Here is a 14,079-nt window from a genome sequence, read left to right as displayed (position 1 = left end):
CACAAACATATTAAACAAGCTTAAAAACACCTCATCAAACTACGGATGGTGATCAGAATGGCAATCTATTTCATAGGTCTGGGGCTTTATGATGAAGGGGATATCACGCTCAAGGGGCTTGAAACTGCGAGAAAATGCGACCTCATATTCGCCGAGTTCTACACCTCCCTGCTTGCGGGGACGGATATAAAAAGGATTGAAAATCTCATCGGAAAACCAATAAGGCGGCTGAGCAGGGAAGAAGTGGAGCTGCATTTCGAGGAAATCGTCCTCAGCGAGGCCAGGGATAAAGAGGTGGCATTTCTAACGGCCGGCGATCCAATGGTGGCGACCACTCACTCAGATCTGAGAATCCGTGCAAAGGAGATGGGCATCGAAAGCTATGTAATCCATGCCCCTTCTATATACTCAGCCATAGCCATAACCGGCCTGCACATCTACAAGTTCGGCAAGAGCACAACGGTTGCGTATCCGGAGAAGAACTGGTTTCCGACCAGCCACTACGATGTGATCAGGGAGAACAGGGAGCGCGGGCTGCACACGATGCTCTTCCTCGACATAAAGGCCGAGCAGAACCGCTATATGACGGCCAATGAGGCGATGGAGATACTCCTGCAGGTCGAGGAGATGAAAAAGCAGAGCGTCTTCACACCAGATACGCTGGTCGTGGTTCTGGCAAGGGCCGGATCACTGAATCCGACGCTCAGAGCTGGCTACGTTAAAGATCTTATCAGCGAGGACTTCGGAAGGCAGCCCCACGTCATGGTGGTTCCGGGGAGGCTGCATATTGTGGAGGCGGAGTATCTCGTGGCCTTTGCGGATGCGCCGAAGGAGATTCTCAGGGAGGTTTAGCGGGGCGTGTCTAAGATTGTTGATGTTTGTTATGATTAATGAAGAAAATGCACTCTAACGATGCAAAAACTTCAAGCATGTTACATTTTTCTTTTGAGAGCCTCGGGGCGGGGATGTGGTATTCTTGACAGCCATTAAACCACCGAAAACCCTTTTAAGTCTTGCCAGCGTAATAAAACCTCGGAGAGGCCACCGTAAGACAACCCGATTAGATGAAGGGTTCCACGTTACCACTCCAATGTGGAGTGGTTGACGCCGTTAGGCGTCCTTTCAAAAACCGCCGTTGGGCGGTCAAAACTCTAAGGGTGGCCTCTGAACAATAACCCCGCGTAGGGGTAATTGGCCTTAGACCGGGCCTGCGGGCTGAGCTGAAACCGGTAACGGGAGTAGGTTATGAACCCGCAAATCTCCCCCGCAAAGGGGAGGAGGTCAGAGGACAAAACCCGAAGGCACTTGGGCCACAGGCATCTTCATCTGAAGAACAACGGGCATGAAGTCCTCAGATGTCCCCTTTAAAATCGCAATGTTTTCAATGAACTCATCCTCCTTTAGAATCCCCCGCGTGAGGATAACGTAATCGCTGAGGCTCACAAACCAGGAATGGAGGTCATCAGGAACAACATCCCTGTTGACTATGAACGTGCTCCAGAAGCTGTAGCCCCCATCGACCATTTTTTCATCATCAATCAGCTGCGCTCTCAGGAAGCTCTTGACAAAAGACTCCCCGAAGTGCTCGTAGAGCATGTCCAGAGTTGCAAATACATGAACAATCTTCCGTGCGCTCAGGTTATAGTCCCGCAGTATCTGCTGTTTGATTTCAAAGTACTTCGGGATAAATACACTCTCATCGACCTTCTCCATGTTATATACAAAGCCGTTCTTCCTCTTTTCTCCAAACGCATTTATCACAGCCAGATTTCCTCTCTCCCCCTCCTTCATGACATCAAGTCCCGCTGTCCTCATTCTTGCACAGAACTTTCTGAGAGGCAGGGCAACGTTCGTCATGATGACAAAAGCTCCGTTTTCAATTTCCTCCTTGAGAAGTCTGACCCCCAGCCTCCATCCAAGGGAGTGCTGATCATAGGATATCAAAAGAATCCCTGCAGGAATCATCTCACCGAGATAGCCTTTTATGACCTTTATTTCAGCCACCATAACCACCGTTTTTTTTTTCGAACCGGTATTTATAAGTTGTGGTTGGCAAAGAGATACTGTTAGGAAAATCAGCCAGCCTTGATTGCTGTTATAATTTTCTGTTATGATACATACTCACAGGATAATTATGAGAAAGATTAAATTATGCCCGAAACAATCCTCCCATCGAACACCGGCCCGTCCCTGCAGACGAGGTACCTCCCGAGAGCACAGCTTCCACAGACCCCTATACCACAGCGCATATACCTTTCGGCTGAAATCTGGACATTCCTGTACTCCATAACCCCTAGCACAGCTTTCAGCATTGCCTCAGGGCCGCAGGCATAAACCTGATCAAACTCTTCCCTCATCTCCTTCAGCACATCCGTCGGAAAGCCTTTCTTCCCCGAAGAACCGTCGTCCGTGGTGATTATCACCTCATCGACGTATCTCCCAACATCAAGCAGCGCCAGCTCCTCCTCCGTGCGTGCCCCGTATATGAGCGTGATTTTCCTGAATTTATCCCTCCACAGCTTCGCCAGTGCATAGAGCGGCGGAATACCTATTCCCCCTGCAACCAGCGCTATCCTTTCTCCCCTCGGCCTGAAGCCGTTCCCGTAGGGCCCCCTGATCCAGAGATAATCCCCCTCTTCAAGCTCAAAGAGCCTTGAGGTGAACGGCCCGACCCGCTTTACCGCAATCATTCCCCCGTCGGCCAGGCTGAAGGGCTTCTCTCCAACCCCGGGCAGCCACACCATTATGAACTGGCCGGGCACAAACTCCAGAGCATCATCAAAATGAAATGCCTTCACGTCCTTTGCAGCATCCCTAACATCCACGATTCTAACCCTTCTGAGCATTTATCCGAACCCCCTCCGGCTTTCCTACGATTTCATCCTCCTCCATAACAACCTTTCCCCTCAGCAGGGTCATCCTGACCTTTCCCTTAAGTTTTCTTCCCTCCCACGGGCTCCATTTGGCCCGGGTATAGAACTCCTCAGGTTTAACCACCCATTCCTCCTTCAGATTCACGACGATAAGGTCAGCATCCTTTCCGATGCCAAATCCCTTATTCCTAACCCCAAAAATTTCTGCAGGATTCAGCGATGTCTTCTCGACTATTTCCCACAGACCTATCAGCCCCCTGTTGTGTGCATCCAGCAGCAATGCCAGCTCAGTCTCCAGTCCGGGGATTCCCGCAGCACCGTTTTCCTTATCCTCCAATGTGTGGGGAGCATGGTCGCTCGCTATTACAGGAATTCTATCCAGATTTCTCCACAGAAAATCAACATCCTCCCTGCTCCTCAGAGGAGGATAAACCCCGAGGAACCTGTTTCTCCTGTAATCTTTCTCCGTGAGAAAGAGGTGATGGGGCGTTACCTCGAAACTAACCCACGGCGGCGCCGTATCAAGTATGCTCCGAAGCCCACCCGCCGTTGAGACATGACAGATGTGCAGGGGTTTTTTGAGGCTTTTTGCAGCGTGAAGTGCCCTCTTTATTGCCATCTCCTCAACAATAGCAGGCCTCTCCGGAAATTCCTGAATCAGTTTATAATCCTCAGCATGGACGCTCAACCTTCCATTTGCACATGAATAATCCTCCTCGAAGTTTCTGGAGTATATCCCACCGGTGGAAGCCCCCATAAAGCTCTTGTAAAAGTCAGCCTCCACCTCCCGCGCCTCCCGGCAGTTCCCCGCAATCAAAAATCCCAGCGCATAATCGGCATACGATTTTCTCCTGAAGAGTTCCGCCCTCCTTCTGAAGGTTTCTCCGTCCATCACCGGGGGATCCGTGTTCGGCATGTCAAAAACTGCTGTTACTCCCCCGTGCAGCGCTGCTTTCGTTCCGCTCTCAACCGTTTCCTTCCCTTTCTGGTTGAAGTCCCTGAGATGCACATGCACATCAACCATTCCCGGGAGAAGGATTTCATGGTGTTTAAGTTTTATTATGTCCTCCCCCCGGAGTGGAGCTTTTGAGAACCTCTCTATTTTCCCATCGGATATTCCGATATAACCGGTTACTACCTTACCATTCAGTATAAACCTGCCCTGTATAACGAGATCTTCCATAAGTGCCCGCATGAACCTTCAAAAAAGCCGGTTTTAAGGTTTTTGATTGAAGGGAACCACGATTCGGAAAGTTAATCCGGGCGGAGATGATTTTTTCGGATTTCTACGTTATTTACAGGCGTTTTAATTTGATTCAGAAATTAAATCACCCTGATTTTGCCATATGATGACTAATCTCCGTCGCATCAGTCCCTCTGGCATCCCTCTACATCCCCAACGGCTGTTTAAGTAAATATACTGGCGTTTTTTTCGGTTACTTTTACAACAACGTAACTCTTAAAAGGCCTTAGGATGTATAATTCTATGCCATTATACCCTATGGGATACAGTATTGTATGAAAACCTGAAGGAGGCTAGAGGATGAGAAAGGTCGGAATTTTGGCCTTGTTGTTTGTTTTTGTTATGTTGCTGTCGCCACTTGCGGCGGCCGAGCAGGGTCCAGCGGCGGATGTTGTCTACATCAGCACCAGAACCAATCAGGAGTCAGCAATTACCGATGTTGCAAAGGGAAATCTTGACATCTTCCTCCATGCCGTTGGTGGAGCCACATTCAAGGATCTCCCGGCTGATGTTAAGAAGAACCTCAAGCTTATCAAGACTGCAAGCGGCTACTGGGAGATTACAATAAACATCTACCACGACCCCGGAAACCCCTACCTCGTTACGGTCGGAAATGAGAAGTACTTCAACCCATTCGCCATCAAGGAGATAAGGTTTGCCCTTAACTGGCTCATAAGCAGGCAGTACATCGTTCAGAACATCCTCCAGGGTTCAGGCGCCCCAATGTTCGGCTCAATAAGACCGAGCACAGGTGCAGACCAGTACTTCGAGCCCGTTTATAAGGCCCTCGGGCTTACGGGCGCTGCGGACATCCAGAAAGCCCAGAAGATGATAGACGACGCCATGAAGAAGGCCGCTGAGGCACTCGCCAAGGATGGCTACACCCTTGAGAAGAAGAAGGCCGAGGATGGTAACACATACTGGTACTTCAACGGCAAGCCCATCACCGTCAAGTTCATCATAAGAATTGAGGATGAGAGGAAGGAAGAAGGTCTCTACATAGCGCACCTGCTTGAAAAGTATGCCGGCTTCAAGGTTGACAGGATGCTTCTCGACAGGAGGAAGGCCGGCGGTCTCGTCTGGGGTACGGATCCCAAGAACTATGAGTGGAACCTTTACACGGGCGGTTGGGTTAGCACCGCGAACGTTAAGTGGCCTGACGATTATGTTGCCTTCTTCAACGCTGCCTGGTACTACGGATGGATTCCGTTCAACGGAAACACGAACACCTACCCGCAGGGCACCAAGATAACCACCGTCAAGGACTTTGTCGACTACATCGGCGGTCCGGAGGCCGCTATAGAGAAGCTCAACCTCCAGTACTACAACACACCTGACAAGCTCAAGGAAATCTACGACTGGACAATCGAGGAGGTCACAAAGCTCGTCGTCCTGAACAAGGTAACGGTCAACAACAAGACCTACGAGCTCAAGGAAGGCGACCTCGCCCACTACTGGGACCTCCAGAAGATAAGCATGGGCCTCGCAATCATGGACTCAGTCAGAGTCTTCATAGCCGAGCAGTGGGAGTACTTCCCGGTCAACAAGGAGAGGGTTAAGGCCATAGCGAGGGATGTCTCAAGCGGTCTCTGGAGCAGATGGGCCCTTATAACCGCCGAGACCCCTGACAAGAAGCTCAACGTCGCCGAATACTCCTCAGCGGGCTCACTCTTCATGAGTGCGTTCAACCCGATTGGCGGTCTCGACGACGTCTACTCAAACGCCATCTGGAATGTTGTTCATGATCCAGGAATGTACACAGACCTCTCAACCGGTACCTACATCCCGGTCAGGTGTGACTACAAGGTTGAGAGGGGCAACTTCACAGTTCCAAACGACGCCGTTGTCTACAACCAGACAAAGGGATGGGTTGCCGCCCACGCCGGCGAGCACGCAAAGGCCAAGATCACCTACACGTGCAAGTGGAGCAACTGGCATGACGGCACACCGATGAGCATGACCGACCTCAAGTACGACATAGCCTTCAGCTACATGTGGGCATACAGGGACGGACCCAACGACCCGTACTACGACGACAAGGTTGCAGGCGCCATAGGCGAGACCCTCAAGCTCGTCAAGGGATTCGTCTTCGTTGATGAGGACACCTACGTCGTCTATACCGACAACACCCACCCGATCGCAGACGACGTTACAGCGGCCAACAACGTCTGGTTCCCGTCACTGCCGTGGCAGCTTGAGTATGCCATGGGTGAGCTCGTTGCCCACGGGAAGGAGTACGGTGTTTCACAGCAGTATTCATTCAGCCAGTCAAGCGAGAACATCGCCCAGCTTGATCTCCTCGTCAAGGACCACGTTGCAGACCTGAAGAAGGTCATTGAGAAGCTCGAGGCTGAGAAGGCCGTTCCAGCCGCCATCAAGAATGACGTCAAAGACCCGACGGCAGGCTATGCAGCACTTATCAAGTGGATTGACACCCACGGAAACGCTGTCGTGAGCAACGGACCGTTCTACATCGACAAGTACGACCCGGACAAGATGTTCATCACACTCAGAGCATTCAGAGACCCGACCTATCCGTTCAGCCTTGACTACTGGAAGAACAAGCTCCTCCTCGCCAAGCTCCAGCTCGCGGGCATTGAGGTTCCGACAACAGTCACTGCAGGAAACGACCTGAAGGTTACTGTTAAGGCAGATATGGTTGTGCAGTACCCGGTTGAGGGAACCCAGCCGGCCAACAAGGGATTCGTCACAGTCGAGCTCAGAAACGAGGCAGGCGACCTGCTCTACAGCGGTGAGGCCAAGCTCACAAAAGACGGTGTCTTCGAGCTCACGATTCCGGGTTCAGAGACCGAGAAGCTCGAAGGCGGAAAGTACGTCATCTATGTCAAGGGCGGCCTCATGAAGGACGTGATTTCATTCACGCAGAAGAAGACAATCATCGTCATCAAGCCGACCCCGACCCAGACCCAGACGACCACCTCAAGCAGCAGCCCGTCAGAAACGACCACAACCAGCTCCCCGAGCTCATCACCATCAAGCACGACCACAACGAGCGGTGGAGGCGTCTGCGGTCCGGCAGCACTCGTCGGCCTCGCCCTGATACCGCTCCTCCTCAGAAGGAGGAAGTGAAGCTTTCGTTTTCCCTCTTTTTTTCCATTCTAAGCTTTTCTGAATGGCTTTTGAGATTTTCATTGCTCAGCTCTGTTTCTGCAGGATGCCCCCAAGGCGCCGTCAAGCTCATCCTTAAAGCACCAGCCTCAGAAACAGAAAAATATATAAAAGTTTTACATGATTGAAAATGTTGATGGCTTAAAAAATCCTCAGATGAACATGTCTATACACGGGAGGTGTGAGGTTTGGGATACGGACGCTACATAGCATTCAGAATTGTGAATGCACTGCTGGTGCTTATGCTGGTAACCCTGCTGGTTTCAGTTTTATTTACGAAAGTGGCAGAGCAGGACATCAAATCGAGTATCAACGAGGAAATAGGCCTGTATTTGAGGGGCAATCCCCAGCTCGCTCAGGCCTTAAGTAAAGACCCCCAGAAATACCAGCAGTGGTATGAGCGTGAGTACAACAGAAGGCTTAAGATGTATGGTCTGGACAAGCCCTTCTGGGTTCGTGTTCTGGAGAGAACCAAAGATACCCTGACATTGAATTTCGGACAGACGAGGAATCCTGTGTTCGGTGAAACGAATATCGCCAAAATCATCATGGCGGCTGTCCCGAGGACGATTCTGCTCTTCACAACAGCCCAGATAATAGTCATCTTCCTCGGAATTCTGCTCGGTGTTAAAGCTGCTCAGATTGCAGGGAGCGCATTCGACAGGGCAATATCGATAGTCGCCATGGTCACGAGCAGCATTCCGATGTGGTGGTTCGGAATGCTCGCAATCCTGATATTCTCATTCAAGCTCGGCTGGTTCCCGGGTTCCGGCATGACCTCAATTCCGCCGAAGACGGGAATTGCATACTATTTTGACATCCTCTACCATATGGTACTCCCCGTCGGCACGATAGCCTTCGTCCTCTTCGGAGGATGGGCATGGACAACGAGAAACATCATGATAGGAACCATGCAGGAGGACTTCATTATGGCCGCAAGGGCCAAAGGTGTCCCGGAGAGGAAGGTCATCTACGGTCACGCCCTTCGCGCGGCAGCACCGCCCATCATCACAATGACAATATTCGCCCTCCTCGGTTCAATCGGAGGGGCAATCATTACGGAGAGCGTTTTCAACTGGCCCGGTATGGGCAGGCTCTACTGGACGGCACTCCAGCAGAACGACGTCAGACTTGTCATGGGAATCACCTTCGTGACAACACTGCTCTACCTCTTCGCAATGATACTTGCAGACCTGCTCTACGGATATCTCGACCCGAGGGTTAAGGTTGGTGCATCCCAGAAGACATGAGGTGATTAAAGATGAGATGGGTAGACCTTAAAGCGAGCATTATTGATTTCTGGTCAGAGTTCAGGAGGCAGAAGGGAGGATTGCTTGGAATATTCCTCCTCTTCCTGCTGATCTTCACCGCCCTCGCCGCTCCATACATAACATCACCGGATGTTCCAAAGAAGTGGCACACCTACTGGGAGGGCAACCCCACAACGGTTCCCCCGACATGGTACAACTACTTCACAAGCCAGAAGCTCGCCCCCCATGAGGTCTGGGGAGTTAACGATGTAAAGTTCGAGGCCAGAGGTCAGGATCTCGGTTCGGGGATGAAGTACTATGCCTTCACATTCACATACGACAACAGGTATGATGTACCGCCAAAGGACATCATCATCAATAACATAAATGTTAACCTCACAAATCTCGAAAATCCCGCACATATTGTGATTAAGGTCGTCAGACCGGACGGAAAAACTGTGCAGCTCCTCGACACCGACTTCACAAGCGGCGAAACATTCCAGCTCGCCAAAATGGGAAGCGTGAGGCAGGCCGTTTTCATGTGGGCCTCCCAGTATGAGGATCAGCAGGTTGTTGCCTCAAACCGTGAAACGATAATAAGCACCATGGACGTTATAAAAACCCTCTTCGCAAAGGCCCAGAAGGGCATACTCGTAAATCCACAGGCACTCAAGGGGCAGTACAAGTTTGAGGTTCAGATCTTTACATTTAACCCCGGAGATAAGGTCGACTTCAGCAACATGCACATCATATTCACCGGGAGAACCTACGGACTTATGGGAACCGACTACATGGGAAGAGACCTCTGGGCAGGCCTTGTGTGGGGAACGAGGGTTTCCCTTGTCATAGGTGTTTCAGTGGCAGTCCTCAGCGTTTTGATAGGAATCGCATTCGGAGTTACGAGCGCCTATCTGGGAGGATGGAAGGATGAATTCATGCAGAGGGTCAACGAGTTCGTTGCTTCAATCCCGACGCTGCCGATACTTATCCTCCTCGCAGCGGCATTCAAGGGACACGTTACGCTAATAACAATAGTCTTCCTGCTGGTGATGTTCGGCTGGACTGGCATAGCGAAGGTTGCGAGAAGTATGGCCCTTCAGATCAAGGAGGAAACCTACGTTGAGGCGGCCAGAGCCCTCGGTGCCGGGACAGGCAGAATAATCTTCAAGCACATAATGCCCCAGATCATGCCGTATGCATTTGCATCAATGGCCCTCAGCGTTCCGGGTGCGGTTCTCACGGAGGCCTCACTGAGCTTCCTCGGTCTCGGCGACCCGACAAAGGTTACATGGGGACAGATATTGTATGACGCCCAGACGAACAGCGCAACGCTGAACGGATACTGGTGGTGGGTAATTCCACCGGGGGTAGCAATATCCATAGTCGCACTGACGTTCGTGCTTATTGGTATTGCAATGGATAGGGTGCTCAACCCGAGACTCAGGAGGTTGTGAAAATGGCCAAGAGCGTCCTTGAGGTTAACAATCTTAAGATGTACTACTTCACGAACAAGGGTGTCGTCAAAGCTGTCGATGACCTCAGCTTCACCCTTAAGAAGGGGGAGGTTATGGGGCTTGCCGGAGAGAGCGGATGCGGCAAGTCCTCCCTCGGCTTTACTTTAATGGGAATGCCAACTCCGCCGGGAAAAATCGTCAGCGGCAGCGTTAAAATAGATGGAAGGGAAATAGTCGGGCTCCCTGAGGATGTGCTCAGAAAGGAGGTCAGATGGCAGAAGATTTCCATGATATTCCAGGGTGCAATGAACGCCCTAAACCCCGTCTATACCGTGGGCTATCAGATGATTGAGCCTCTGATATACCACAAGGGTATGGAAAAGGAGGAAGCACTTGACAGGGCACAAAAATACCTCGAACTCGTCGGCCTTTCACCCGACATCGTCTACCGCTATCCCCACGAACTTTCAGGAGGTATGAAGCAGCGTGTCATCATTGCAACAGCCCTCCTCCTTGAGCCAGAGGTCGTCATTGCAGACGAGCCGACTACAGCCCTCGACGTCGTCGTTCAGGCACAGATTATAAACCTGATGAAGAAGCTCAAGAAGGAGCTCGGTCTCTCAATGATATTCATCACCCACGACCTCAGCATCCTCGCCGAGATCAGCGATAAGGTAGCAATCATGTATGCGGGCAAAATCATAGAGATAGGCGACAGCGAGAAGATATACTATGAGCCCGCCCACCCGTACACACAGAAGCTCCTCGCATCGATTCCGAGACTGCACGAGGACGTTGATAGACTGGAGTTCATCCCGGGACAGCCGCCCAACCTCATCACACCGCCTAAGGGCTGCAGATTCCACCCGAGATGCCCCTATGCAATGCAGGTATGTAAGGAACAGGAACCCGAGCTGAGAGAGGTTGATAGAGACCACTATGCCGCATGCTGGCTGTTGTGAGGGATGAAAAATGGCGGAACCAATATTAAAAGTTGAGAACCTTAAGAAGTACTTCCCGATCAAGAGGGGACTTATAGGTGCTCTGAAGGGCGAGCCGCACAGGTTTGTCAGAGCTGTCGATGACATAAGCTTTGAGGTCGGAAAGCAGGAGGTCTTTGCCCTCGTGGGGGAGAGCGGCTGCGGTAAGACCACCACAGGCAAGCTCGTCGTCAAGCTGCTCGAACCGACTGCGGGCAGGATATACCTTGAAGGGCAGGACGTTACGGAGCTCAAGACGGCGGAGGAGGTCAAAGCATACAGGAGGAAGGTTCAGATAATCTTCCAGGATCCGTTCTCCTCCATCAATCCGAGGTTCAGAATCTTCGATGTCCTCGAAGAACCTCTCCTCATCCATGGAATAGGCGAAACGAAGGCGGAGAGGGAGGAGCTTATATTCAAGGCACTCGAAATGGTTAAAATCACCCCTCCTGAGGACTACGTCGGCAGATTCCCGCACATGATTTCAGGAGGTCAGAGACAGAGGGTTGCCATAGCTAGGGCGCTCATCCTCAATCCAACGTTTATCGTTGCAGATGAGCCGGTTTCGATGCTCGATGTTTCAATCAGGGCCGAGGTTCTTGAGCTGATGAAGGAGCTCAAGGAGAAGATGGGGGTTACCTACCTCTACATCACCCACGACCTCTCAACCGCAAGGTACTTCTCGGACTACATTGCGGTCATGTACCTCGGAAGGATAGTGGAGATGGGGCCTGCGAAGAAGGTCATTGACAACCCCCTCCACCCCTATACAAGGGCCCTGCTCTCAGCGGTTCCGGAACCCAAGCCGGAGAGAAGGAACGTCATAAAGGAGCTCCCGATCAGGGGTGAGGTTCCGAGTGCGGTCGACATACCCCCCGGCTGCAGATTTCACCCGAGATGCATCTATGCTCAGATGGGACTGTGCGACAGCAAGCATCCGGAGCTCGTTGAATATGAACACGAACACTTTGCCGAATGCCACTTAATCGGTAAAATCTGACCTTTTCCTATTTTATTTCCGGGTGAAAAACATGGTAACATTCAGGGAAGCCTTAAGGCAGCCTTTTATCAAAGCGGGGCTTTTAATGCTCGTTGTGGCCCTCCTGCTGTCCCTGGCAGCGATGATGTCATATCCGGGCAGCTACAGGATGAAAGGTGTGCTGGGTCCCGGGAGCTACGTCCTGAATACAACCTTTGACGAGGGGTATTATGTTGAAAACCGCACCCTCATCATGCACTCCGAGAATGCCAGTGTGATTGTGTATCACGGCGGAAACCTGACGAGTCACTCCTTCTCCAATGACACTTTCACCCTCAGGCTTTATTCCACACCCCATATAATCGTGGAATCCGGAAAAGTTAATTATACCTACAGCATGAGTGGAGTTAGATACCCCTACTCGATGCTCTCGGTTCCCGCATTCATCCTGATGATTGTGGGCAGCGCATTTGCAATGATGGGGTATATCAAATTCCTGGGGGAAATAAAGGGTAAAGGGCAATAGGGGTGGGTTATATGAGGGAACTTGACTACGATTCCGTGATCGAAAAACTGGTCTCATTCATAGCCCGGAAGGTCGAGGAGGCAAATGCCGGAGGCGTTATCGTGGGCATAAGCGGGGGAATAGACAGCGCAACCACAGCCTATCTCGCCGTTAAAGCCCTCGGCAGGGAGAGGGTGCTGGGGCTGATAATGCCCTACTACGAAACTCAGGATGTTGAGGATGCGAAGCTGGTGTGCAGTGAGCTTGGCATTGAACACAGGATTATAAGCATCAGGCCGATAGTGGACTCCTTTGAGAGGGCCCTCTCCATGGAGCTTGATGAGAGGAGCAGGGGCAACATAATGGCACGCACAAGAATGATACTCCTCTATGCCCATGCGAACGCCAGAAACCTTCTCGTCCTCGGGACAAGCAACAGAAGTGAGGTCCTCACGGGGTATTTCACAAAGTGGGGTGACGGTGCCAGCGATTACGCCCCCCTGATAAACCTCTACAAAACGGAGGTATGGGAGATAGCGAAAAGGCTCGGGGTTCCTGAAAGAATAATAAGGAAAAAACCAAGCGCCGGACTGTGGGAGGGTCAGACCGACGAGGATGAGCTCGGGATAAGCTACCGCCTCTTAGATGAAATCCTCCATCTGCTCGTCGACCTGAAGATGCCGGAAGGAAAGATTGCAGAACATCTCGGAATTCCCGTTGAGAAGGTGCAGCACGTCAGGAATCTCATTGAAAGAAGCATGCACAAAAGGAGACTCCCCGTGGGGCCTGAGGTGGGACTTTGAAAAAGGGATACATCCTGGTCTTCCTCGCCGCCTCAATGTGGGGTAGTCTGGGGATTTTTGCCAAGTTGCTGTACGGCTTCAACCTCAGCTCCTTCACCATAGTGTTCTACCGTGTGTTCCTCGCCCTTCTGCTCCTCCTTCCATACAATCTCTTCAGGGGAGGCTTCACAATAGGCCGGAGAAGGCTTAAGTTCTATGCCCTCTATGGCTTTTTCAGCATATTCCTCTTCTACACCCTCTATTTCTACACCGTCAAAATATCCTCCGTTTCCCTCGCTGTGCTCCTGCTATACACCGCCCCGATATATTCAACACTGATGGGATACTACCTCTTCAAAGAGCCGATAACTGAAAAGAAGGCACTTGCACTTGGAATGGTTATAACGGGAGTCCTCCTTGTCGTCGACCTGAGCGGGAGCAGGGTAACCCCCCTTGCCGTGGCCCTCGGTCTGCTGACAGGAGTAACCTACGCCCTCTATGGAATACTGGCCAAATTTGCCGTAAGAACTGAAAGGCCCGAGGAGGCATTATTCTACACCCTGGCATTTGGGATGCTCTTTCTCGTTCCATTCACGAATTTTAAAGTCCCTCTTGAATCGGTTCCCTACCTCTTCGCCCTGGCATTCTTCCCCACGTTCCTCGGCTATATATTTTACAACCACGCACTCAGGGAAGTCGAGGTCAGCAGGGCATCAATAGTAGCCACGGTGGAGCCCGTTGTTGCCCTAATCCTCGCCTTCCTGATATTTCGAGAAACCCTGACGCCCAGACAGCTCATCGGGGCAGCGCTGATAATTGGAGGCTCGGTTATAATCCATGCAGCGGAATCCAGAGAAATCGAAATAATGGAAGAGCTCCATTAG

At 51.4% G+C, this 14,079-nt stretch carries 12 protein-coding genes; 9 read left to right on the top strand and 3 right to left on the bottom strand.

What is annotated here, in order from left to right; genetic code table 11:
- Positions 1–57: 57 nt before the first annotated feature.
- A complete protein-coding gene (gene dph5 / locus ACYQ27_RS01775) occupies positions 58–852 on the top strand; it encodes a diphthine synthase (RefSeq protein WP_456396255.1) in 795 nt (264 codons plus the stop codon).
- A gap of 429 nt (positions 853–1,281) precedes the next feature.
- Here the strand turns inward: dph5 and ACYQ27_RS01770 are convergent, their stop codons facing one another.
- From ACYQ27_RS01770 to ACYQ27_RS01760, 3 genes are all read right to left on the bottom strand, one after another.
- Positions 1,282–2,007: a hypothetical protein gene (locus ACYQ27_RS01770; protein ID WP_460040898.1), complete on the bottom strand. Its 726-nt coding sequence runs from the start codon at positions 2,005–2,007 to the stop codon at positions 1,282–1,284.
- A 137-nt stretch (positions 2,008–2,144) separates the two neighbouring features.
- Positions 2,145–2,846, bottom strand: coding sequence for a dihydroorotate dehydrogenase electron transfer subunit (locus ACYQ27_RS01765; RefSeq protein ID WP_460040897.1), 702 nt, complete (start codon positions 2,844–2,846; stop codon positions 2,145–2,147).
- Complete coding sequence (locus ACYQ27_RS01760; protein WP_460041759.1) at positions 2,830–4,056, bottom strand: dihydroorotase; 1,227 nt, start codon at positions 4,054–4,056, stop codon at positions 2,830–2,832. Before ACYQ27_RS01760 ends, ACYQ27_RS01765 begins: the two co-directional genes overlap by 17 nt.
- Positions 4,057–4,416: 360 nt before the next feature.
- Between ACYQ27_RS01760 and ACYQ27_RS01755 the strand changes: the two genes are divergently transcribed.
- The 8 genes from ACYQ27_RS01755 (at position 4,417) to ACYQ27_RS01720 (ending at position 14,079) form a co-directional block, all read left to right on the top strand.
- Entirely contained in the window at positions 4,417–7,206 is a 2,790-nt protein-coding gene (locus tag ACYQ27_RS01755; RefSeq protein WP_460040896.1) for an ABC transporter substrate-binding protein, read from the top strand.
- Positions 7,207–7,433: 227 nt separating this feature from the next.
- A complete protein-coding gene (locus ACYQ27_RS01750) occupies positions 7,434–8,495 on the top strand; it encodes an ABC transporter permease (protein WP_460040895.1) in 1,062 nt (353 codons plus the stop codon).
- Positions 8,496–8,506: 11 nt separating this feature from the next.
- Positions 8,507–9,949 (top strand): ABC transporter permease, encoded by a 1,443-nt coding sequence (locus ACYQ27_RS01745; RefSeq protein WP_460040894.1) that lies wholly within the window; start codon positions 8,507–8,509, stop codon positions 9,947–9,949.
- Positions 9,950–9,951: 2 nt separating this feature from the next.
- Positions 9,952–10,911: an ABC transporter ATP-binding protein gene (locus ACYQ27_RS01740; RefSeq protein WP_460040893.1), complete on the top strand. Its 960-nt coding sequence runs from the start codon at positions 9,952–9,954 to the stop codon at positions 10,909–10,911.
- A gap of 10 nt (positions 10,912–10,921) precedes the next feature.
- Positions 10,922–11,929: an ABC transporter ATP-binding protein gene (locus ACYQ27_RS01735; RefSeq protein ID WP_460040892.1), complete on the top strand. Its 1,008-nt coding sequence runs from the start codon at positions 10,922–10,924 to the stop codon at positions 11,927–11,929.
- A 31-nt stretch (positions 11,930–11,960) separates the two neighbouring features.
- Positions 11,961–12,434: a hypothetical protein gene (locus ACYQ27_RS01730; RefSeq protein WP_456453910.1), complete on the top strand. Its 474-nt coding sequence runs from the start codon at positions 11,961–11,963 to the stop codon at positions 12,432–12,434.
- An 11-nt stretch (positions 12,435–12,445) separates the two neighbouring features.
- Positions 12,446–13,216 carry an NAD+ synthase gene (locus ACYQ27_RS01725; RefSeq protein WP_460040891.1) on the top strand — a complete coding sequence of 257 codons (771 nt, stop codon included), beginning with the start codon at positions 12,446–12,448 and terminating at the stop codon, positions 13,214–13,216.
- A complete protein-coding gene (locus ACYQ27_RS01720) occupies positions 13,213–14,079 on the top strand; it encodes an EamA family transporter (protein WP_456453912.1) in 867 nt (288 codons plus the stop codon). The genes ACYQ27_RS01725 and ACYQ27_RS01720 overlap by 4 nt, the downstream gene beginning before the upstream one ends.

The sequence above is a fragment of the Thermococcus atlanticus genome, from assembly GCF_054657855.1.
The sequence above is the reverse complement of the archived record's forward strand: the minus strand, read 5'-3'. Positions and strand labels throughout refer to the sequence as shown.

What these genes read in the sequence shown, in the direction of transcription:
- ACYQ27_RS01730 (WP_456453910.1), top strand. Translation starts at nt 11,961, where the DNA reads ATGGTAACATTCAGGGAAGCCTTAAGGCAGCCTTTTATCAAAGCGGGG.
- ACYQ27_RS01740 (WP_460040893.1), top strand. Translation starts at nt 9,952, where the DNA reads ATGGCCAAGAGCGTCCTTGAGGTTAACAATCTTAAGATGTACTACTTC.
- ACYQ27_RS01755 (WP_460040896.1), top strand. Translation starts at nt 4,417, where the DNA reads ATGAGAAAGGTCGGAATTTTGGCCTTGTTGTTTGTTTTTGTTATGTTG.
- ACYQ27_RS01760 (WP_460041759.1), bottom strand. Translation starts at nt 4,056, where the DNA reads ATGGAAGATCTCGTTATACAGGGCAGGTTTATACTGAATGGTAAGGTA.
- ACYQ27_RS01745 (WP_460040894.1), top strand. Translation starts at nt 8,507, where the DNA reads ATGAGATGGGTAGACCTTAAAGCGAGCATTATTGATTTCTGGTCAGAG.
- ACYQ27_RS01770 (WP_460040898.1), bottom strand. Translation starts at nt 2,007, where the DNA reads ATGGTGGCTGAAATAAAGGTCATAAAAGGCTATCTCGGTGAGATGATT.
- ACYQ27_RS01735 (WP_460040892.1), top strand. Translation starts at nt 10,922, where the DNA reads ATGGCGGAACCAATATTAAAAGTTGAGAACCTTAAGAAGTACTTCCCG.
- ACYQ27_RS01725 (WP_460040891.1), top strand. Translation starts at nt 12,446, where the DNA reads ATGAGGGAACTTGACTACGATTCCGTGATCGAAAAACTGGTCTCATTC.
- ACYQ27_RS01765 (WP_460040897.1), bottom strand. Translation starts at nt 2,846, where the DNA reads ATGCTCAGAAGGGTTAGAATCGTGGATGTTAGGGATGCTGCAAAGGAC.
- dph5 (WP_456396255.1), top strand. Translation starts at nt 58, where the DNA reads ATGGCAATCTATTTCATAGGTCTGGGGCTTTATGATGAAGGGGATATC.